The organism is Micropruina sp. (assembly GCF_047607385.1).
In the GTDB taxonomy this organism is placed as follows: Bacteria; Actinomycetota; Actinomycetes; order Propionibacteriales; family Propionibacteriaceae; genus Micropruina.
The window spans coordinates 1-19486 of record NZ_JASGDE010000227.1 but is presented as its reverse complement, the minus strand read 5'-3'; the positions used below and the strand labels follow the sequence as shown (position 1 = coordinate 19486).

Genomic DNA, 19486 nt, shown 5'->3' with positions numbered 1-19486 from the left:
GACTCCGCCGCCGCGGCCGTGTTGCGCGACCGCGGGGTGCCCGCCGGCGCGGTGGCAGGCCTGACGCCGACTCGCCGCGAACTGACCGGGCAGGCCTTCGACCGGGCTGCCGGACGCCTCGCCGAGGCCTGGGCCGAACTGGCCGACACCCGAAGTCAGACCTCTCTCGACGAGCTCACCGGCGACGACTTCGCCGCACGTGCCCGGCACCACCTCGCCCCGATGAGCGTCGGGTTCGGCGTGGTGGCGGTGCTCGCCGTGGTGGCCGGCTGGCGGCTGGTCGGCGACGGACGCCTCACCGGCGCCGGGCTGCTGCCCTCGCCGGAGCACTGGTCCGACCTGCTGCAGGCCTGGCTCGCCCCGGTCGCCGGGCAACCCGATCCGGCCGGGCCGCCCTGGCTGGCCAGCACGGCGCTGGCCGCCCTGCTCACCTTCGGGCAGGTGGAGTGGCTGGTCACCCTGGGTTTCCTGGCGGTCGTGCCGCTGGCCTGGTTCCTGGCGTTGCGGACGCTGCGCGGGCAGGGCGTCGAAGGCCCGGTGGCGGTGATCGGCGCGCTGGGCTACGCGATCGCGCCGGCACTGGTCGGCGCGATCGGCGGCGGCTGGCTGGGCGTGCTGACCTGGGCGGTGCTGCTGCCGTTGCTGGCCCATGCGCTGGCCGCGTGGACGTCGGACCGCAGTTGGCGTTCGGCCGGTGCGGTGGGCTTGTGGCTGGCCTTCGCCGTGGTCGAACTCCCGCTGGCGGTGCCGCTGGTGCTGCTCGGCATGATCGTGGCCCCGGCCGTGCGGAGCCTGCGCGGGGTGGGGCAGTGGGTGCTGGTGGCGGCGTCCGGGCTGGTCGGGCTGGGTGCCACGGTCACCGGCTGGTGGTCGTTCCCGGGCCGCTTCCTGACCGGCGCCTCGCCGGGGCTGGCGCCGCTGGCCGCGCCCGAGTGGTGGCCGTTGGCGCTGGCCTATCCCGGCACCAGCACGGCGGCGCCGCTGTGGGTCGGCGCGACGGTCGTCGGGGTGGCCTGGCTGGCGGCGCTGCTGGGCCTGTTCCGGCGTCCCCGCGCCGCCGCTGCGGGATTCGCGGCGGCGGCGATCGGGCTGCTGGCCGCTGTCTCGCTGACCCGGCTGGTGGTGGTCGTGCCGCCCGGCGTCGAGGCGCGTCCGCAGGCCGAGCCGTGGCTGCTGCTGATGGTCGGCGGCCTGGTGCTGGCCGCGGCCCGGGGCTTCGCCGGGGTGTCGACCGAACTGCGCGACCGGACGCTCGGGTTGCGCCATGCCGCCATGCTCGCGCTGGCCCTGGTGGTGGTCGCCGCCGTCGGTGTCGGTGCGGCCTGGTGGGCCTGGGCGGGCACCTCGGGACTGCAGCGGACGCGGTCGGAGTCGCTGCCGCCGTTCGTCCGGGTTGCGATGACCTCGCAGACACCGGTGCGGACCCTGGCCATCGCCCGGTCGGCGGGCGAGATCCGCTGGGCCGTGCTGGAGGACGAACTGCCCCGGCTGGGCGACGACGAGCGGGCCCTGCCCGGCTCGGTGGAGCCGCAGCGCGGGCTGGCCACCTCGGTGGTGAACCGGCTGCTCTCCGGCAGCGCCGACGACCAGCTCAGCGGCGACCTGGGCCGGCTCGGCGTCGGCTACGTCTGGCTGCAGGGCAGCGACCCCGACCTGCGGACGGTGATCGGGAACGTGCCGGGACTCGGCGTCGGCACCGGTGACGACAACGGCGCGACCTGGCCGGTGCCGAACTCCGCCCGGGCCACCGTCGACGACGGCGGCAATCCTGCGGTGGTCACCGGCGACGGTGCCACGCTGACGGCCGGTGGTGCGGCCCGGCGGCTGGTGCTCGCCGAATCCGCCGACGCCCGCTGGTGGGCCACGCTGGACGGACGCCCGCTGCCGCCGCAGACCCTGCCGGACGGCCGGCAGGCGTTCGAGCTGGGGGCCGCCGGCGGCGTCCTGCATTACGGGCTGAGCGGGCCGTCGCCGCTGTGGCCGATCCTGCAACTGAGCGGCGTGCTGGTGCTGGCGATCCTGGCCGCGCCGCGGGTGAGGAGGCGGCGATGAACCGCGCGATCGTTCCGGTGGCCGCCGCTGCCGTGCTGGGTCTGGCGCTGTTCGGCGCGTCCACCGTGCCGGTGCAGCAGGCCGGCGTGACCACCGCCCCGGACGACGACCGGGCCCGGGTGGCGGTGGTCTGTCCGACGGTGGTCGGCGGTCCCACGGTGATCGCCGGATCGTCGCCGGGCGGGCAGTTGCTGGACGCCCCGCTGGCCGATCCGGACGGCACCGGCAGCGCCTCCGCGCACTTCTCCGGCGACATCACCGATCCGGTGGTGGTCAGCGCGCCGCGGCAGGATCCGTTCTCGGCGACCACCCGGACCGCCGCGGCGTCCGGTACCGACCGGGGGCTGTCGATGGCGTCCTGCACCCGGCCCGGCGCGTCGCAGTGGTTCGCAGGCGTCACCTCGTCGGCCACCGGCACCGCCGACGTGGTGTTGATGAATGCCGACGCTCAGGACGCCGCTGTCGATATCGCCGTCTACGGTCCGCAGGGGCGGATGACCGCGCCGGGTTCGCGCGGCATCATCGTGGCCGCCCACAGCCGCCGGGTGGTGCCGCTCGGACCGCTGTTCACCGCGACCCAGCCGGTGTCGCTGGAAGTGTCGACCTCGTCCGGACGGGTGGCCGCCATGGTGCGGCAGCGGATGCTCCGCGACGACCGCCCGGCCGGCAGCGACTGGCTGCCCGCCACGGCGCCGCCCGCGACCGCGGTGGTCATCCCTGGACTTCCTGCCGGCAAGGGCGGACGCGACCTGGTGGTGGTCAACCCGGGGGAGCGCACGGCCAGCATCGCGGTGCAGGTGCTGGGCGCCGACGGGGCCCGGGCGGTGCCCGGCTTCGAGACCGTCGAGCTGCCGCCGCGGACCAGCCGGCTGGTCGCCCTGGGGGCTGCGCTGGCCGGGGAAGCGGTCGGGCTGCGGCTCAGTTCCGAGCAGAAGATCACCGCCGCGGTGATCAGCGGCAACGGCGGGGACGCCGGCTCGGTCGACATCTCGACGCAGGTCGCCACCGCCGCGCTGTCCGGGCCCGGGGTGCTTGCCCTGGCGCCGGGGCAGAGCACGGCGTCGGTGCTGCAGCTGGCCGGCGGTGGCCCGGACCCGGTCGCCGTCCGGGTGCTGGTCAGCTCGGGCGAGGGCGGCCGGACGCTGCTGGACCGGGTGGTTCAGGTTCCCGGGCTGGCCGACACCACGCTCACCTTGCCGCGCGCCGACGACGTCCAGATCACCGTCGAGCCCCGCGGCACCGGCCCGGTGCACGCGACGGTCGGCGTCCGGATCCCGGTCGAGGGGGTGACCGGGGTGGCTTCGTTGGCGATCCTGCCCGGCACCGAGGCCACGGCCTTGCCGCCGTTGCGGCAGGATCCTCGGGTAGGTTCCTGAGCGGAGGCGCAGATGGTTCCCGTGGCATCGATCGTCGGCATGACGCTGACCCTGCTGATCTGCCTGCTGCTGCCATTGGGCGGGCTGGTCTGGATCGTCACCAAGCGGCGCGGCGGCGTCCGTGTGTACCCGCAGGCCGGACGGGCCTTCGCCGCCGGCATGCTGACCTTCGTGGCGTCGCAGGTGCTGACCCGGATTCCGCTGATGGCCTGGCTGTCCGGGCAGTCGGCGCCGTGGGCGCAGTGGCTGCTGTCGGGCCCCGCGGCCAGTTTCACCGCGGGCCTGTTCGAGGAGACCGGACGGCTGTTGGTGATGCTGTGGCTGCTGCGCCGCTTCCACCGCTGGATCGACGGCGTCTCGTTCGGACTCGGGCACGGCGGCATCGAAGCGGTGCTGCTGGTCGGGCTCACCCAGCTGTCCAACCTGACGCTGGCGTTCCTGATCAACTCGGGCCAGACCGCCGCCCTCGACCAGCTGCCGGCCGCCACCCGGGACATGGTGCTCAACGCGCTCACCGGGACGCCGTCGCTGGACTTCTACCTGGCCGGTGTCGAGCGGATCGCCGCGATCGGCCTGCACGTCGGGCTCAGCGTGCTGATCCTGTGGGGCATCGTGGCCGGACGCCGCGCGCTCGCCTGGGTGGTCGCGGTGCTGATCCACGGGGTCTGCAACCTTGCCGCGGTGCTGCTGGTGACGTCCGGCATCCCCGGTGCGAACGTGATCGCCGAGGTCGTCCTGCTCGCCCTGGTGATCGCCTTCTGGGCGGTGTTCGTGCTCCGCTCCCGGCCCCGGTTCCCGTCCGAGATCCAACCGGCCGCCCGCTGACCGTTGCCGTCCCGGAACTCTCGTCATCCCGGCGTACGTCGGGATCTCTCCCTGCACCCCAAGTCGCTCCGTTGGTCGAGCTTGTCGAGACCCTCGGACGTCGTCATCGCCGGGCACTCCCGTCATCCCGGCGTACGCCGGGATCTCTCATCGTCACGACGCCGATGTCGATCGAACTCGCCCAACTCGGCCGATAACCTGGCCTCATGGCACACCGCAGGGAACGTCACGGGCGCGGCCTGCGCGGACCGCTGGCGCTGCCCAACCCGCTGACCGGCGACCCGGTGCCGCTGCGCAGCCGTACGCCACGGGCGGAGTACTTCACCGGCTGCGTCCGGCAGGCGGTCGGACGGGTCACCGCGTCCTGCCCCCGCGCCCTGGTCGGCATCGACGTCGGCGTCGAGGACGTCCCCGCCACCGTCGGCGGCTGGAGCCGCGACCGGGTGCCGCTGGCCGCCGCCATCGGGCCCGAACCGCCGCTGCACGGTCAGGTCGTGCTGTACCGGCGTCCACTGGAACACCGGGCCAGGACCCGCAAAGGCCTGCGCATCCTGGTCTTCCGCACTCTGGTCGAACAGCTGCACGCGCTGACCGAGATCCCACTGGAGGAGCTCGATCCCGAGGGCTGGGCCACCGACGACGACTGGGAGTGAGTCGTCCGGCCGGGGAATCTCGAACGTCGCTCTTGAGGGTCGGACCGGAGTCGGCGGCAACCCTGCACCAGTGCTGGAGGCTCCCGGACGGGTTCCGCGACTATCGGCGACCGAGCGGGTAATGTCACGCCGGTGAGGTCGCGGTCGTGTTCCCGGACGGGGTGTTCAGCTCCCGCCGTCGCCACGTTGACCTACGCGTACGCCGACTCCACCGCGGTGCTCGGGCCGCTCGGCTTGCGGGCCGAGCCGGGTTGTTACGACCTGTGTGCGGCCCACAGCGCCAGCCTGTCGGTGCCGCGTGGGTGGGAAGTGATCCGATTGCCGGGGGCCATCAGCGATCCCGGGCCGTCGTCGGACGATCTGCTCGCCCTGGCGCACGCCGTCCGGATCGCCGGGCTGGGCCCCGAGCCGGGTCAGGTGCCCGAGCCGTCGGTGAGTCGCCGCAAGGGCCATCTCGCGGTGATCGCCGACCTCTGATCACCGCCTGATCCACCCGACCGTATTCCGGGTGGCTGGAAACAGTGCCGCGAGCGCCATGAGAAGCCAGCGGATTGCCGCCCTGCGTTCGAGCTTGCGGGGAGGCTGGACGTCGCCGTCGGCCTGAATCTCTTGTGTCGCACGTCCCATGCGGTGGCCTGCGGGTTCCGGAAGCTGACGAGCACTAGGCTGCCCATGTGCTGACGTCCTCCATCTTCAAGGCCAACGACATTCGCGGTGTGATCTCCGGCGACCAACCAGAGTGGGATGTCGAGGGCGCTCGCGCCGTCGGCGCCGCCTTCGTCGAGGTCCTCGGTCTTTCCGGGCGCGAGTTCGTCCTCGGCCGCGACATGCGTGGCTCGGGCCTCGAACTGGCCGCCGCCTTCACCGACGGAGCGCTGGCGCAGGGGGCGTCGGTGATCGACATCGGACTGGCCAGTACCGATCAGCTCTGGTTCGCCTCCGGGCACTTCGGGGTTCCCGGCATCCAGTTGACCGCCTCGCACAACCCGGCCAGCTACAACGGCGTCAAGTTCTGCCTCGAGCACGCCGCGCCGATCGAGCCGGAGACGCTGATCAGCATCGCCGAACTGGCCATGGGTCCGGCTCTCGCCCCGGCCGACCGGCCCGGCAGCCGGCGTGACGTGGACGTCCTGGCCGACTACGCCGCCCACCTGCACGCCCTCGTCCCGCTGGACGGCATGCGTCGGCTCAAGGTCGTCTACGACGCCGGCAACGGCATGGCCGGGCACACCGCGCCGGCCGTCCTGGGCCCGCTCGACATCGAGACGATCGGACTGTTCACCGAACTCGACGGCAGCTTCCCGAACCACCCGCCGAACCCGCTCGAGCCGGAGAACCTGGTCGACGCCCAGGCGGCCGTGCTGCAGCACGGTGCCGACCTGGCGCTGGTCTTCGACGGCGACGCCGACCGTTGCTTCATCGTGGACGAGCGGGGCGAGGTGGTCAGCCCGTCGCTGATCACCGCGCTGATCGCGCGGCAGGAACTGGCCACCGAGCCCGGCGGCACCATCGTGATCAACACCATCACCTCACGCGCGGTCGACCGCGTGGTCGCCGAGGCCGGCGGCACCGTCGTCGTCTCGAACGTGGGCCACACGTCGGTGAAGGCGAAGATGGCCGAGCACAACGCGATCTTCGGCGGCGAGCACTCCGCGCACTACTACTTCCGCGACTTCTGGGGCGCCGACACCGGCATGCTGGCCGCGCTGCACGTGCTGGCCCTGCTCGGGCACAGCGACGGCACCATGTCCGAGTTGGTCGCCGGGCTGCCGTCCATGGCGGCCTCGGGCGAGATCAACTCCACCGTCGCCGACGTCCCCGCCGTGCTGACCGCGCTGCAGGCCGCGTTCGCCGGTCGCGGCGAGCCGGACACCGACGACGGACTTACCATCACCGGCGACGGCTGGTGGGTGAACGCCCGGCCGTCCAACACCGAGCCGTTGCTGCGGCTCAACGTCGAAGCCGCCGGCGAGGCGCAGATGGAGGCGCTGCGCGACGAGGCCCTCGCCATCATCCGAGGAGGAGCAGATGCCTGACCTGACCCACGACGTCCTCGAGCTGCTGGTCTGCCCGGCCTGCCACAGCACCTTCACCTGGGACTACGAAGCAGCCGAGCTGGTCTGCACCGGCGCCGAATGCGGCCTGGCCTACCCGTTGCGCGGCGGCATCCCGATCCTGCTGATCGACGAGGCCCGGCGGCCCACCCGCGGCTGAGCCATGTTCGACTTCGACGACTCCCGGCTGGAGAATCCCGACGTCCTGGCCGCGGCGTCCCCGCTGCTGATCAACCTGGCCTCCTCCGGTGCCCGGGTGCGCCGCGAGACCGCCACCGCCGAGACGCCGCTGGCCGCCCTCGACGACAGCGACCGGCCGCGTGCGGTGATCGCCTACGGTCCCGAGGCCCGGCTGCTGCGGGCGGTGCTGGAGCCGGTCTGCCCGGTGCCGTTCGTGGCCTGGCCGGCGCTCGGCCTGCCCGGCTGGGTCGGTCCGCTGGACGTGGTGCTGCTGATCGGACGCCGCGGCCCGCAGAGCCTGGCCGTCGCCCACGAGGCGGTGCGTCGCGGCTGCCGGCTGATCGTCGCCTGCCCGACCGACTCGCCGCTGGCCGAACAGGCCGCGTCCCGCTCCACCACGCTGCTGCCGGTCAACACCGGCGACCCGCTGGCCGCCGCCGTGGTCTGCCTGGTCGCACTGCACCGGCTCGGCCTCGGTCCCTACATCAACTCCGACACCATCGCCTCCGCCATGGACGCCGTCGCGGAACGCTGCGCGGCCCGGACCGACGTCTCGGTCAACCCCGCCAAGACGATGGCGCTCGACCTGGCCGACGCAGTCCCGCTGGTCTGGGGCGGTTCGGTGCTGGCCGCCCGGGCCAGCCGGCGCATCGTGGAGGCGCTGCGGCAGGCGTCCGGACGAGTCGGGCTGTCCGCCGACGCGTCCGAGCTGCTGCCGCTGATCCAGCAGGTGCAGCCGCGTGACCCGTTCGCCGACCCGTTCGAAGAGGGCAACCAGGAACGCCGTCCCGGCCTGGTGCTGATCGACGACGGGCAGGACGACGCCGCGGCGGCCGAGTTCCGCGTCCGGCTGGAGCGGACGGCGCAGGCCGTCGACCTCCGGCTCACCCGGCTGGAACACTTCGAGGACACCGCGGTGGAGCGCTACGTCACCGTGCTGCTCACCGGCCTGTTCGGCGCCGCCTACCTGCAGATCGGGCTGGGCCGGACCGCGCCCTGATCTCGCTCGCACTGCCACCGCTCGCCTAACTATTTTGGGCTCGCTGAACTCAGCGAGCCCCAAATAGTTAGGCGAGCGGTGGGGTGGGCCGGTTGGGCAAGCGGTAAGTGGGGATCAGCCGCGGGGGATCTCGAAGCGCACCAGGCGAGCCGCGCCGGGCGCCAAGCCTGCCCAACTCCCCGGCACCTCGAAGATCGCCATGGCGCAGGTGGGGAAGTGTCCGGACGCTTCGTCCGCCAGTTCGGACGGCTCCGCCAGCCACTCCACCACCGAGCTCATCGTCGGTTCATGGCCGAGCACCAGCGCGGTGCCGACCGACTCGTCCAGTTCGTTCAGCAGCCCGATCACCGAATCGGTCCAGGCCCCGTAGAGGGTGTCGGTGAACTCGACGTCGTCACATACCGCGCCACCCAGGGCGGCGGTCTGCCAGGTCTGCCGGGTCCGGGCCGACGAGGACGACAGCACCCGGTCCAACCGGTAGTCGCTCAGGATCTGGCCGGCGACGGTGGCGTCGCGGATGCCGCGCCCGGCCAGCGGCCGGCGGTGATCGGGCTCGGAGGTGCTCCACGACGACTTGGCGTGCCGCATCACGATCAGGGTGTGCATCGGCGGTCTACTCGTTGTCGCCGGAACGCATCGACTCCCAGATCTCCTTGCACTCCGGGCAGACCGGGAATTTGTCCGGGTTGCGGCTCGGCACCCAGACCTTGCCGCACAGCGCCACCACCGGGGTGCCCATCACCATGGCCTCGGTCAGCTTGTTCTTCGGCACATAGTGGCTGAACCGCTCGTGGTCGCCCTCGTCGATGCGTAGATCGGTGCGCTCGTCGAGAATCGTCTGCGCGCCTGGAGCCATCTCGGTCATAGCCCCACACTGTAATCGGCCGGTGCCGCACTGGCTCCGTGCCCGGCTACTCGGCTATCGAGTTGATCGAGCCGGTTCGTGGTGGTTATGACGGGGGAGTTCCGGCCGACCTGCTCCTCGAACCAGTTTCTGGTGGATATGAGTAACCCCCGGGGGGTATCCATACTCACCAAAAGTCGGTTCGAGCGCGAGATCCTCCCGGGCAGTGCCCTGATAACCACCAGAAACCGGCTCCACCGCGTGGCTTGGGCGTCCTGTGCCCGGCATGGTGGGATGGTGCGGTGGACGCGCTCGCGGTGGTCGGCGGACGGCTGGCGACCGGGCTGCGCGACGTTACCTCCGATCTGGCCGCGCTGGACTCGTCCGGTTTCTGGGCGGTGGTGCTGCCGTTCGAGGGCGACCCGGTCTGCGCCCGCTTCGATCAGGTCCGGCCCGCGACACCGTGGCGCGGACGTCCCTGGCAGGGCCCGCCGCGCGACTCCTGGACGACGTCGCTCGACGAGGCCGCCTTCACCGCCGGCGTCGCCGAGATCCGCCGGGTGATCGCCGCCGGCGGGGTCTACCAGGTCAACCTGACCCGGCGGCTGAGCGCCCCGCTGCCGCCGGAGGCGTCGATCGCCGCCCTGGGCGCCGCGCTCGCGCAGGGCAATCCGGCCCCGTTCAGCGCCGTGGTGCAGCTGCCCGCGCAGGGCATTCACGTCGCCTCCGCGTCCCCCGAGTTGTTCCTCGGACGCCGCGGCAGCACGGTCTGGTCGTCGCCGATCAAGGGCACCGCGGCCACCGCGGACGGCTTCCTGGCCAAGGATTCGGCCGAGAACGTGATGATCGTCGACCTGGTCCGCAACGACCTGGGCCGGGTCTGCGTCACCGGCTCGGTGCACACCCCGGCCCTGCTGAGCGTCGAAGAACATCCCGGCCTGTTCCACCTGGTCTCCACCGTGGGCGGACGGCTGCGTCCGGACGCCGGCTGGCCCGACCTGGTGGCCGCCACCTTCCCGCCCGGATCGGTGACCGGGGCGCCGAAGCTGGCCGCCCTGGAGGTGATCCGGCGGCTCGAACCGGTGCCGCGCGGGGTCTACTGCGGCGCGGTGGGCTGGGTGGACGCCGACCGCGCCGAAGGCGAGCTGAACGTCGCGATCCGCACCTTCTGGGCGTCCGACGGGATGCTGCACCTGGGCACCGGGGGCGGCATCACCTGGGATTCCTACCCGGCCGGGGAATGGGCCGAGACCGAGCTCAAGGCGGCGAATCTGCTCAGCGTGGTCTCAGCGGATCCGGCGCGTACTGGTCAGGGTGGTTGGGACGCACCGTAGACTCCGAGCCGTGCGGACGGTGGACGAGTGAGCGAGCAGACAGACCGCCGCTGGCTCACGATCGGGCTGATGATGTGCGTGATGGCCATCTCGTTCGAGTCCTATGCCGTCCTGACCGCGATGCCGGCCGCCGCCCGCGACCTCGGCAACCTCTCCCTCTACGCCTGGACGTTCACCGCCTTCGTGATCGCGATGACCTTCAGCATCGTCGCGTCCGGCCAGTTCAGTGATCGCTACGGCCCGATCCAGCCGATGATCTGGGGTTTCGGCATCTTCGCCGTCGGCCTGGTGGTGGCCGCGGTGGCTCCGGCGATGTGGGTGCTGCTGGTGGCCCGGTTCACCCAGGGCCTGGGCGCCGGAACCATGAACGTGGCGGTGATGGTGCTGATCGCCCGCGCCTACGACGAGGCCCAACGGGCCAAGTTGATGATGTGGTTCTCGGCCTGCTGGATGCTGCCCGCGTTCGTCGGACCGCCGCTGGCCGGCTGGATCGTCCAGGTCAGCTCCTGGCACTTCGTGTTCTGGTCGGTACTGCCGTTCATGGCTGTCGGCGGACTGCTGGTGCTGCGCCCGCTGCGGCACATCCAGTTGGCGCCCGAGGAGCCCCACGAACTCAAGAAGCGGCTGATGGTACTGGCCGCCGCGGTCGCCGCCGGGCTGGCGCTGATCCAGTGGGCCGGCCAGAACCTCGACCTGTGGTCGGCGTTGTGGGCCGCGGCCGGCTTGGCCGCCGTGGTGTTCGGCCTGCCGCCGCTGCTGCCCAAGACCATCGACTGGAGCGGACGCGGCATCTCCGGGGTGGTGGGTGCCCGGCTGTTCAGCGCCGGCGCCTTCTTCGGTGCCCAGTCGTTCCTGCCGCTGATGCTGGTCGAGGCTCGCGGCATGGAGACGGTGATCACCGGCATCACCCTGACCGTCGGTTCGGTGGGCTGGATGCTGGGCGCCCTGCTGCAGTCGCAGAGCTGGCTGTCCTGGCGTCGCGACCAGATGATCATCGTCGGCGTGGTCGGCATCGCGCTCGGCGTCGCGGTGCTGGCGGTGGCGTCCTACTTCCCGCAGTCCTGGCTGGGCCTGGTGATGATCGCCTGGATCATTGCCGGCTTCGGCATGGGGCTGCAGAACCCGAGCACCTCGCTGGCCGTGATGCAGCTGTCCGAGGACGCCGAACTGGGCCGCAACACGTCCTCGCTGCAGGTCGGCGAATCACTGGGCAGCAGCCTGTTCACCGGCCTGGCCGGCGCCTGGTTCGCGCACTTCCATGACTCCGCCGAACTGCCGTTCACCTTCGGTGGGCTGATGGTGATGATGGTGCTGGTCGGGCTGCTGGCCGTCGGCATGGCCTACCGGATCGGACCGGTGCCCAACGGGGCCGGTGAGGATTAGTCCCGATGGACGAGGTGGACCGGATCATCGCGGCGTGGGAACGCGAGGCGCCCACGCTGGACACCGAGCCGTTGGCGGTGCTTTCCCGGGTGAGCCGGCTGGCCCGGCATCTCGACCTGGCCCGCCGGCGCTGTTTCGCCGCCCACGGCCTGGAGGTCTGGGAGTTCGACGTGCTGGCCGCGCTGCGCCGGGAAGGCCCGCCCTACGAGCTGTCGCCGGGTGAGCTGGTGCATCAGACTTTGTCCTCCAGCGGCACCATGACCAACCGGATCGACCGGCTCGCCGACCGCGGCCTGGTGCAGCGCCAAGCCAACCCGGACGACCGGCGCGGGGTGCGCGTCCGGCTCACCGTCCAGGGCGCCGAGACCGTCGGCGCCGCGATGGTCGATCTGGTGGCTTTCGAGCGCGGCGTCCTGGAGGCCCTGCCGGCGTCCACCCGGCGCCAACTGGCGGGCTCGCTGCGCACTCTGCTGGCCGGTTTCGAAGGCCCGCGGACGTCCTGATTTCCGGTCCGGGGTGGCGCCGGGCTGGGCGCCGATTCGTCCCCTGGGTCGCGCGGGCAGGGGCCGCCGGCCGGTCGATTATCGCCCTGCCCGCGGGACCTCTTAGGGTGGTGCCGTTCACCGACCCGCGAGGAATCCACCAATGGCGCTGTCCAACCCGCATCTGGCCGAACTGGCCGCCGAATTCGGCATCGCCACCGAGTTCTGGGACTGGAAGGGGCGGCTGACCGAGATCTCCGACGAGACGGTGATCGCGGTGCTGGCGGCGATGGAGATCGATGCCAGCACGGCCGAGGGTGCCGCCGCGGCCGTGGAGGAACTGCGGCTGCGTCCCTGGCGGCGGGCGTTGCAGCCCTGCACGGTGATGCAGCACGGCGCGCCGCAGGTGGTCAACGTGCACGTCCCGGACGGTGCCTGGGTGGACGTCTGGGTGCGGCTGGAGGACGGCGGCAGCCGCGATCTGCGTCAGCTGCCCAACGACGAGCCGGCCCGCGAGGTGGACGGCCGGTGGATCGGCGAGGCCAGCTTCGAACTGCCCGGCGACCTGCCCACCGGCTACCACCGGATCGGTTGCCGCACCGCGGAGTGGACGGCGGAGGCCAGCCTGGTGGTCACCCCGCACTTCCTCGGCTTCCCGCACGAGATGGGGGAGAAGCGGGTCTGGGGCTACGCCACTCAGCTGTACAGCGTCCGGTCGGCGGATTCCTGGGGGATCGGCGATCTGTCCGATCTGTCCGACCTGGCGATCTGGTCGGCCACCCAGCAGTTCGCCTCCTACGTGCTGGTCAACCCGCTGCATGCCGCGCAGCCGATGACGCCGCAGGAGCCGTCGCCCTACCTGCCCACCTCGCGACGGTACGTGAACCCGATCTACATCCGTCCGGAGGCGATCGCCGAATACGCCGGCCTGGACGAGCGGCACCGCACCACCATCGCCAAGCTGCGCTCCCGGCTGGCCAGGACGCTGGCGTCCGAGCCGCTGATCCAGCGCGACGAGGTATGGCGGGCCAAGCTGGCCGCGTTGCGGGTGATCTTCGACGCCGGGTTGAAGCCGACCCGGCTGATGAGCCTGAACGACTTCGTCCGCAAGGAGGGGCGGCCGCTGTCGCAGTTCGCCACCTGGTGCGCGCTGGTCAACGAGTACGGGATGAACTGGCGGGAGTGGCCGGTCGAGCTGCGGCGGCCGTCCTCGCCCGAGGTGGCCGAGTTCGCCGCCGAGCACGTCGGCGACATCGTCTTCTACTCCTGGCTGCAGTGGGTCGCCGACGACCAGCTGCGGGACGCCCAGTCGGCGGCCAAGGCGGCCGGCATGCGGGTCGGGATCATGAACGACCTGGCGGTCGGGGTGAGCGGGCACAGCGCCGAGGCGTGGATGCTGGGCGACACCTTCGCCCGCGGTGTCTCGGTCGGCGCGCCGCCGGACCACTTCAACCAGACCGGTCAGGACTGGGGTCAGGCGCCCTGGCGTCCGGACCGGCTGGCCGAGCTGAGCTACGCACCGTTCCGAAACATGGTGGCCGGCATCCTGCGGCATTCCGGCGGCATCCGGGTCGACCACATCATGGGGCTGTTCCGGCTCTGGTGGGTGCCCGAGGGGATGGGCCCGACGCACGGCACCTACGTCCGCTACAACCACGAGGCGATGGTCGGCATCCTGGTGCTGGAGGCGCAGCGGGCCGGGGCGGTCGTGGTCGGCGAAGACCTCGGTGTGGTCGAGCCGTGGGTGCGGGTCTACCTGCGTGACCGGGGCATCCTGGGCACCTCGATCGCCTGGTTCGAGCGGGACGGCGACGGACAGATCCTGCCGCCCGAGTCGTGGCGGGAATACTGCATGGCCTCGGTCACCACCCACGACCTGCCGCCCACCGCCGGCTATCTGGACGCCGCGCACGTCAAGCTGCAGCACGCGCTGGGCCTGCTCACCGAAGACCTGGACGTCGAACTGGCCGGTGCGGCCCGGGAACGCGAGGACTGGCTGCGGCTGCTGCACGAGCGCGGCTTCCTGACCGTCGACCGGCCCAGCACCGAGGACGTGGTGCTCGCCCTGCACAAATTCCTGGTCGCCACGCCGGCCCGGATGCTGTGCGCGGCACTGACCGACGCGGTCGGCGACCACCGCACCCAGAACCAGCCCGGCACCGTCGACGAGTACCCGAACTGGCGGGTGCCGCTGTCCGGCCCCGACGGCCAGCCGATGAGCCTGGAGGACGTCTTCCACTCCGAGCGCGCACTGCGGCTGTCCGCGGTGATGAACGGCTTCGTGGTGCCGCCCACCGCGCACCGGTCGACGTCCGAGTTCATCATCGGCACCGACTGAGTCCCTGGGACGGTTCCGTCTGAGGCTCGGGGACGCTTCCGTCTGAGTCTCAGGGACGGTTCGGTCTGAGTCTCGGGGACGGCTCCGTCTGAGTCTCGGAGACGGGTCCGTTCGGCCTCGGCGCCGTCGTCGCCACCGGTCGGCGTCATCACCTGGACGTGGTGGAGCTGCGTCTGTCCGCCTCGGTGCTGCCTCCCCCTTGGTCGATCGCGCGATCGACCACAGCTTTCAGCCTGGTCGCTTGCTTTCGGGAAATTGCCCGAAAGCTGTGGATGAACCCGAAAGCAGTGGCCGATCGCGCGATCGGACGCCGACCCGCCCAGCCGGATGCCGACCCGCCAAGCCGGACGCCACCGCGAAGCCGGATGTCACCACCCAGCCGGACGTCACCGCCCAGCCGGATGTCACCACCCAGCCGGATGTCACCACCCAGCCGGACCCAGCCCGCCCAACCGGACGCCACCCCGCCCGCCCCCACCCGCGACACGCCGAAGCGGACCACCGACACACCCGGGATTTGAAGCCGCCGGGCGGCCTGTGACAGAATCGTCAGGTTGCTCCGCGGCGTCACGCCGTGGTGCCCCCAGGCGGATGAGTCGTCAGCCGGGCCCTACCACGATGATTTTTCGATCGTGCGCGGCCCTGATCGGCCCGACACGCCCGACCGCGGGGGTCGGAGCAGCAGTATCCGACGAGAAGAAGGAAAACCAGTGGCGGGACAGAAGATCCGGATCAGACTCCGGGCCTACGACCACGAGGTCATCGATTCCTCGGCGAAGAAGATCGTCGACACCGTGACCAGCACCGGCGCCAAGGTGGCCGGCCCCGTGCCGTTGCCCACCGAGAAGAACGTGTTCTGCGTGATCCGTTCTCCGCACAAGTACAAGGACAGCCGCGAGCACTTCGAGATGCGCACCCACAAGCGGCTGATCGACATCCTCGATCCCACGCCGAAGACGGTCGACTCGCTGATGCGCCTCGACCTGCCGGCTGGTGTCGACATCGAGATCAAGCTCCCGTGAGGTCGCCGAACATGTCTAGTGAACGCAAAGTGAAGGGGCTGCTGGGCACCAAGCTCGGCATGACCCAGACCTGGGACGCCGACAACAAGATCGTCCCGGTCACCGTGATCCAGGCCGGCCCGTGCGTCGTCACGCAGGTCCGGTCCCCCGAGAAGGACGGCTACTCCGCCGTCCAGCTGGCCTTCGGCGCGATCAAGCCGACCAAGGTCACCAAGCCCGCCGCCGGCCACTTCGATGCCGCCGGGGTCACCCCGCGCAAGCACCTGGTCGAGCTGCGCACCGCGGACGCCGCCGAGTACACCCTGGGCCAGGAGCTGACCGCCGAGGTCTTCGCCGCCGCCGAGGTGGTCGACGTGACCGGCGTCAGCAAGGGCAAGGGCACCGCCGGCGTGATGAAGCGTCACGGCTTCGGCGGTCTGCGCGCCTCCCACGGTGTGCACCGCAAGCACCGCTCGCCGGGCTCCATCGGCGGCTCCTCCACCCCCTCGAAGGTCTTCAAGGGAATGCGGATGGCTGGCCGGATGGGCGTCGAGAAGGTGACCGTCCAGAACCTCACGATCCATGCCGTGGACGCCGAGCGTGGGCTGATCCTGGTCAAGGGCTCCGTGCCCGGCCCCAAGGGTTCGCTCGTCGTGGTGCGCACGGCCGCCAAGAAGGGGGCTGCCGAATGAGTGAGAAGCAGACCGTCCAGGTGCTGGGTTCGAAGGCCACCGCCGACCTGCCCGGCGAGTACTTCGACGTCCAGACCAATGTGCCGCTGATCCACCAGGTCGTGGTGGCCCAGCAGGCCGCCGCCCGCCAGGGCACGCATTCCACCAAGACCCGCGGTGAGGTCGCCGGTGGCGGCGCCAAGCCGTGGCGCCAGAAGGGCACCGGCCGGGCTCGTCAGGGTTCCCGCCGCGCCCCGCAGTGGACCGGCGGTGGCACCGTGCACGGCCCGCAGCCGCGCAGCTACGCCCAGCGCACCCCGAAGAAGATGATCGTCGCCGCGCTGCGCGGTGCGCTCTCCGACCGGGCCCGCAACGGCAACGTGCACGTCATCGACGCCATCGTGGCCGGCGAGGTGCCGTCCACCAAGGCCGCGCTGCAGGCGCTGGCCAGCATCGCCGGCGGCAAGATCCTGGTCGTGCTGAGCCGCGACGAGGACGTGGCCTGGCTGAGCCTGCGCAACGTGCCCAGCGTGCACGCCCTGGCCGTCGACCAGCTGAACGCCTACGACGTGCTGAACAGCGACGACATCGTGTTCACCACCGCCGCGCTGGCTGCCTTCACCGGCACCGAGGCGGCCGAGGCCACCGAGACCGCGTCCCAGGAGGCAGAGAAGTGAGCGACCACAAGATCCGCGACCACCGCGACATCCTGATCGCGCCGGTGGTCTCCGAGAAGAGCTACGGGCTGCTCGACGAGAACAAGTACACGTTCCTGGTCGCGCCCGGCGCGAACAAGACCGAGATCAAGATCGCCGTCGAGGCCGTCTTCGACGTCAAGGTCACTGGAGTGAACACCATCAACCGCCAGGGCAAGAAGCGCCGCACGCGGGCCGGCTGGGGCAAGCGTCCCGACACCAAGCGGGCCATCGTGACCGTCGCCGACGGCCAGCGGATCGACATCTTCGGCTCGGCCGGCGCCTGAGCGAGGGAGAGACACAGACATGGCTATCCGCAAGTACAAGCCGACAACCCCGGGCCGTCGCGGCTCGAGCGTGTCCGACTTCGCCGAGGTCACCCGCTCGACCCCTGAGAAGTCCCTGGTGGTGCCGAAGCCGAAGACCGGCGGCCGGAACAACTCCGGCCGGATCACCACCCGGCACATCGGTGGCGGCCACAAGCAGGCCTACCGGCTGATCGACTTCAAGCGCTACGACAAGGACGGCGTCCCGGCCAAGGTCGCGCACATCGAGTACGACCCGAACCGCACCGCCCGGATCGCGCTGCTGCACTACGCCGACGGCGAGAAGCGCTACATCATCGCCCCGAACGGCCTGAAGCAGGGCCACCCGGTGGAAGCCGGAGAGGGCGCCGACATCAAGCCCGGCAACAACCTGCCGCTGCGCAACATCCCGGTCGGCACCACGGTGCACGCCGTCGAGATGCGCCCCGGCGGCGGCGCCAAGATGGGCCGCTCCGCCGGCGCCCGCATCCAGCTGGTGGCCCGCGAGGGCAAGTACGCCACGCTGCGGCTGCCCTCCGGCGAAATGCGCATGGTGGACGTCCGCTGCCGCGCCACCGTCGGTGAGGTCGGCAACGCCGAGCAGTCCAACATCAACTGGGGCAAGGCCGGCCGCAACCGCTGGAAGGGCATCCGCCCGACCGTCCGCGGTGTGGTGATGAACCCGATCGACCACCCGCACGGTGGTGGCGAGGGTCGCACCTCCGGTGGTCGTCATCCGGTCAGCCCGTGGGGCAAGCCGGAGGGCCGCACCCGGGACAAGAACAAGGCGAGTTCTCGCCTGATCATCCGTCGCCGCAAGTCCGGCAAGAAGCGCTGATTGGAACAGGTGAGTTAACAACATGCCACGCAGCCTCAAAAAGGGTCCCTTCGTCGACGACCACCTCGCCAAGAAGGTGGACGCGCAGAACGCCAAGGGCACCAAGCAGGTGATCAAGACCTGGTCCCGCCGGTCGATGATCACCCCCGACATGATCGGCCACACCATCGCGGTGCACGACGGCCGCAAGCACGTCCCGGTGTTCGTGACCGAGTCGATGATCGGCCACAAGCTGGGCGAGTTCGCCCCCACCCGCACCTACCGCGGGCACATCAAGGAAGACAAGAAGTCCCGCCGCCGCTGAGCGAGCGAGAAAAGGATAAAGAGATGAGCAACAAGGAGAACCGACCCAGTCGGCGTTCCCGCCTGCTCGGCGATCGTCCTGGCTCGTACGCCATCGCGCGTGGAGTCCGGATGTCGCCGACCAAGGTGCGCCGGGTTGTCGACCTGGTCCGGGGGATGCCCGTGACCGACGCCCTGACGGTGCTGAAGTTCGCCCCGCAGGCCGCCGCTGAGCCGGTCTACAAGGTGGTGGCGTCCGCTTCGGCGAACGCCCAGGCCACCGAGGACCTGCGCGCCGACGAGCTGTTTATCAGCGCGGCCTTCGTGGACGAGGGCATGACCCTGCGCCGGATCCGTCCGCGAGCCAAGGGCTCCGCGAGCCGGATCCTGAAGCGGGGCAGCCACATCACCGTCGTCGTCGAACCGAAGGAGGCCTGAGCATGGGTCAGAAGATCAACCCGAACGGCTTCCGGCTCGGCATCACCACCGACCACAAGACCCGGTGGTACGCCGACAAGGGCTACGCCGAGCATGTCGCCGAGGATGTGAAGATCCGCGCCTACCTGCACAAGCAGCTGGAGCGGGCCGGCATCTCCTCGGTCGAGATCGAGCGTCGCAGCGAGCGGGTCACCATCTTCCTCTACGCCGCGCGTCCGGGCATCGTGATCGGCCGCAACGGCGTCGAGGCGGAGCGGGTCCGCAGTGAGCTGGAGAAGCTCACCGGCAAGCAGGTGCAGCTGAACATCCTCGAGGTGAAGAACCCGGAGACCGACGCGCAGCTGGTCGCCCAGGGCATCGCCGAGCAGCTGAGCGCCCGGGTGGCGTTCCGCCGCGCGATGCGCAAGGCGCAGCAGACCGCGATGCGCTCCGGCGCCACCGGCATCAAGATCAAGTGCTCCGGCCGTCTGGGCGGAGCCGAGATGAGCCGGTCGGAGTTCTACCGCGAGGGCCGGGTGCCGCTGCACACCCTGCGGGCCGACATCGACTACGGCTTCTTCGAGGCCAAGACCACCTTCGGCCGGATCGGCGTGAAGGTGTGGATCTACAAGGGTGACCTGTCGGGCAACCGCGCCGAGCGCGCCGCCCAGCGGGCCGCTCGGGCCACTTCCGGTGGTCAGCGCCGTCCCGGACGTGGGCCGCGGCGCGACGACCGGGGCGGCCGTGACAACCGTC

At 71.2% G+C, this 19486-nt stretch carries 22 protein-coding genes; 20 read left to right on the top strand and 2 right to left on the bottom strand.

Translation table 11 applies throughout. The annotated features are described in order from the left end of the window. From QM582_RS19405 to QM582_RS19370, 8 genes are all read left to right on the top strand, one after another. The coding region (locus tag QM582_RS19405; RefSeq protein ID WP_415087219.1) for a hypothetical protein at positions 1 to 2052 on the top strand (2052 nt) is incomplete at its 5' end. Beyond that, positions 2049 to 3428 (top strand): DUF5719 family protein, encoded by a 1380-nt coding sequence (locus QM582_RS19400; protein WP_415087217.1) that lies wholly within the window; start codon positions 2049 to 2051, stop codon positions 3426 to 3428. The genes QM582_RS19405 and QM582_RS19400, both read left to right, overlap by 4 nt. Positions 3429 to 3440: 12 nt before the next feature. After that, positions 3441 to 4253, top strand: a complete 813-nt coding sequence (locus QM582_RS19395; protein WP_415087215.1) for a YhfC family intramembrane metalloprotease — start codon at positions 3441 to 3443, stop codon at positions 4251 to 4253. A 206-nt stretch (positions 4254 to 4459) separates the two neighbouring features. Then, positions 4460 to 4906, top strand: a complete 447-nt coding sequence (locus QM582_RS19390; RefSeq protein WP_415087213.1) for a metallopeptidase family protein — start codon at positions 4460 to 4462, stop codon at positions 4904 to 4906. Positions 4907 to 5008: 102 nt separating this feature from the next. Continuing rightward, positions 5009 to 5383: a DUF3499 domain-containing protein gene (locus tag QM582_RS19385; RefSeq protein ID WP_415087223.1), complete on the top strand. Its 375-nt coding sequence runs from the start codon at positions 5009 to 5011 to the stop codon at positions 5381 to 5383. Positions 5384 to 5580: 197 nt separating this feature from the next. Continuing rightward, a complete protein-coding gene (gene manB, locus QM582_RS19380) occupies positions 5581 to 6942 on the top strand; it encodes a phosphomannomutase/phosphoglucomutase (protein ID WP_415087211.1) in 1362 nt (453 codons plus the stop codon). After that, positions 6935 to 7120, top strand: a complete 186-nt coding sequence (locus QM582_RS19375; protein WP_415087209.1) for a Trm112 family protein — start codon at positions 6935 to 6937, stop codon at positions 7118 to 7120. Before manB ends, QM582_RS19375 begins: the two co-directional genes overlap by 8 nt. 3 nt (positions 7121 to 7123) lie before the next feature. Then, on the top strand, positions 7124 to 8140 hold the full coding sequence (locus tag QM582_RS19370) for an SIS domain-containing protein (RefSeq protein WP_415087207.1): 1017 nt from the start codon (positions 7124 to 7126) through the stop codon (positions 8138 to 8140). Positions 8141 to 8254: 114 nt separating this feature from the next. On the opposite strand, the gene QM582_RS19365 is transcribed toward QM582_RS19370, so the two are convergent. Both QM582_RS19365 and QM582_RS19360 read right to left on the bottom strand, forming a co-directional pair. Continuing rightward, positions 8255 to 8746, bottom strand: coding sequence for a SixA phosphatase family protein (locus tag QM582_RS19365; protein ID WP_415087206.1), 492 nt, complete (start codon positions 8744 to 8746; stop codon positions 8255 to 8257). 7 nt (positions 8747 to 8753) lie between these two features. After that, positions 8754 to 8996 carry a DUF3039 domain-containing protein gene (locus QM582_RS19360; protein ID WP_415087221.1) on the bottom strand — a complete coding sequence of 81 codons (243 nt, stop codon included), beginning with the start codon at positions 8994 to 8996 and terminating at the stop codon, positions 8754 to 8756. Between the two features lie 290 nt (positions 8997 to 9286). Here QM582_RS19360 and QM582_RS19355 point away from each other — a divergent pair, with 290 nt between their 5' ends. The 12 genes from QM582_RS19355 to rpsC all read left to right on the top strand — a co-directional run. Then, complete coding sequence (locus QM582_RS19355; protein WP_415087204.1) at positions 9287 to 10318, top strand: chorismate-binding protein; 1032 nt, start codon at positions 9287 to 9289, stop codon at positions 10316 to 10318. Between the two features lie 27 nt (positions 10319 to 10345). Beyond that, positions 10346 to 11701, top strand: coding sequence for an MFS transporter (locus QM582_RS19350; RefSeq protein ID WP_415087202.1), 1356 nt, complete (start codon positions 10346 to 10348; stop codon positions 11699 to 11701). Positions 11702 to 11706: 5 nt separating this feature from the next. Next, the gene (locus QM582_RS19345; RefSeq protein ID WP_415087201.1) at positions 11707 to 12204 is read left to right on the top strand and encodes a MarR family winged helix-turn-helix transcriptional regulator; all 498 of its coding nucleotides are present in this window, start codon (positions 11707 to 11709) and stop codon (positions 12202 to 12204) included. A 142-nt stretch (positions 12205 to 12346) separates the two neighbouring features. Then, positions 12347 to 14521, top strand: a complete 2175-nt coding sequence (gene malQ / locus QM582_RS19340) for a 4-alpha-glucanotransferase (protein WP_415087199.1) — start codon at positions 12347 to 12349, stop codon at positions 14519 to 14521. Positions 14522 to 15231: 710 nt separating this feature from the next. After that, a complete protein-coding gene (gene rpsJ / locus QM582_RS19335; protein WP_415087197.1) occupies positions 15232 to 15543 on the top strand; it encodes a 30S ribosomal protein S10 in 312 nt (103 codons plus the stop codon). A gap of 11 nt (positions 15544 to 15554) precedes the next feature. After that, positions 15555 to 16214: a 50S ribosomal protein L3 gene (gene rplC / locus QM582_RS19330; protein WP_415087195.1), complete on the top strand. Its 660-nt coding sequence runs from the start codon at positions 15555 to 15557 to the stop codon at positions 16212 to 16214. Further along, on the top strand, positions 16211 to 16870 hold the full coding sequence (gene rplD, locus QM582_RS19325) for a 50S ribosomal protein L4 (RefSeq protein ID WP_415087193.1): 660 nt from the start codon (positions 16211 to 16213) through the stop codon (positions 16868 to 16870). The genes rplC and rplD overlap by 4 nt, the downstream gene beginning before the upstream one ends. After that, on the top strand, positions 16867 to 17175 hold the full coding sequence (gene rplW / locus QM582_RS19320) for a 50S ribosomal protein L23 (protein WP_415087191.1): 309 nt from the start codon (positions 16867 to 16869) through the stop codon (positions 17173 to 17175). Before rplD ends, rplW begins: the two co-directional genes overlap by 4 nt. Before the next feature lie 19 nt (positions 17176 to 17194). Beyond that, complete coding sequence (rplB, locus tag QM582_RS19315) at positions 17195 to 18031, top strand: 50S ribosomal protein L2 (RefSeq protein ID WP_415087189.1); 837 nt, start codon at positions 17195 to 17197, stop codon at positions 18029 to 18031. Positions 18032 to 18053: 22 nt separating this feature from the next. Beyond that, a complete protein-coding gene (rpsS, locus tag QM582_RS19310; protein ID WP_415087187.1) occupies positions 18054 to 18335 on the top strand; it encodes a 30S ribosomal protein S19 in 282 nt (93 codons plus the stop codon). A gap of 23 nt (positions 18336 to 18358) precedes the next feature. After that, positions 18359 to 18751: a 50S ribosomal protein L22 gene (rplV, locus tag QM582_RS19305; RefSeq protein ID WP_415087185.1), complete on the top strand. Its 393-nt coding sequence runs from the start codon at positions 18359 to 18361 to the stop codon at positions 18749 to 18751. A gap of 2 nt (positions 18752 to 18753) precedes the next feature. After that, the coding region (gene rpsC / locus QM582_RS19300) for a 30S ribosomal protein S3 (protein WP_415087183.1) at positions 18754 to 19486 on the top strand (733 nt) is incomplete at its 3' end.

What these genes read in the sequence shown, in the direction of transcription:
- rplB (WP_415087189.1), top strand. Translation starts at nt 17,195, where the DNA reads ATGGCTATCCGCAAGTACAAGCCGACAACCCCGGGCCGTCGCGGCTCG.
- QM582_RS19400 (WP_415087217.1), top strand. Translation starts at nt 2,049, where the DNA reads ATGAACCGCGCGATCGTTCCGGTGGCCGCCGCTGCCGTGCTGGGTCTG.
- QM582_RS19365 (WP_415087206.1), bottom strand. Translation starts at nt 8,746, where the DNA reads ATGCACACCCTGATCGTGATGCGGCACGCCAAGTCGTCGTGGAGCACC.
- rplV (WP_415087185.1), top strand. Translation starts at nt 18,359, where the DNA reads ATGAGCAACAAGGAGAACCGACCCAGTCGGCGTTCCCGCCTGCTCGGC.
- QM582_RS19345 (WP_415087201.1), top strand. Translation starts at nt 11,707, where the DNA reads ATGGACGAGGTGGACCGGATCATCGCGGCGTGGGAACGCGAGGCGCCC.
- rpsS (WP_415087187.1), top strand. Translation starts at nt 18,054, where the DNA reads ATGCCACGCAGCCTCAAAAAGGGTCCCTTCGTCGACGACCACCTCGCC.
- rplD (WP_415087193.1), top strand. Translation starts at nt 16,211, where the DNA reads ATGAGTGAGAAGCAGACCGTCCAGGTGCTGGGTTCGAAGGCCACCGCC.
- QM582_RS19395 (WP_415087215.1), top strand. Translation starts at nt 3,441, where the DNA reads ATGGTTCCCGTGGCATCGATCGTCGGCATGACGCTGACCCTGCTGATC.
- malQ (WP_415087199.1), top strand. Translation starts at nt 12,347, where the DNA reads ATGGCGCTGTCCAACCCGCATCTGGCCGAACTGGCCGCCGAATTCGGC.
- QM582_RS19360 (WP_415087221.1), bottom strand. Translation starts at nt 8,996, where the DNA reads ATGGCTCCAGGCGCGCAGACGATTCTCGACGAGCGCACCGATCTACGC.
- QM582_RS19370 (WP_415087207.1), top strand. Translation starts at nt 7,124, where the DNA reads ATGTTCGACTTCGACGACTCCCGGCTGGAGAATCCCGACGTCCTGGCC.
- QM582_RS19390 (WP_415087213.1), top strand. Translation starts at nt 4,460, where the DNA reads ATGGCACACCGCAGGGAACGTCACGGGCGCGGCCTGCGCGGACCGCTG.
- QM582_RS19375 (WP_415087209.1), top strand. Translation starts at nt 6,935, where the DNA reads ATGCCTGACCTGACCCACGACGTCCTCGAGCTGCTGGTCTGCCCGGCC.
- rplC (WP_415087195.1), top strand. Translation starts at nt 15,555, where the DNA reads ATGTCTAGTGAACGCAAAGTGAAGGGGCTGCTGGGCACCAAGCTCGGC.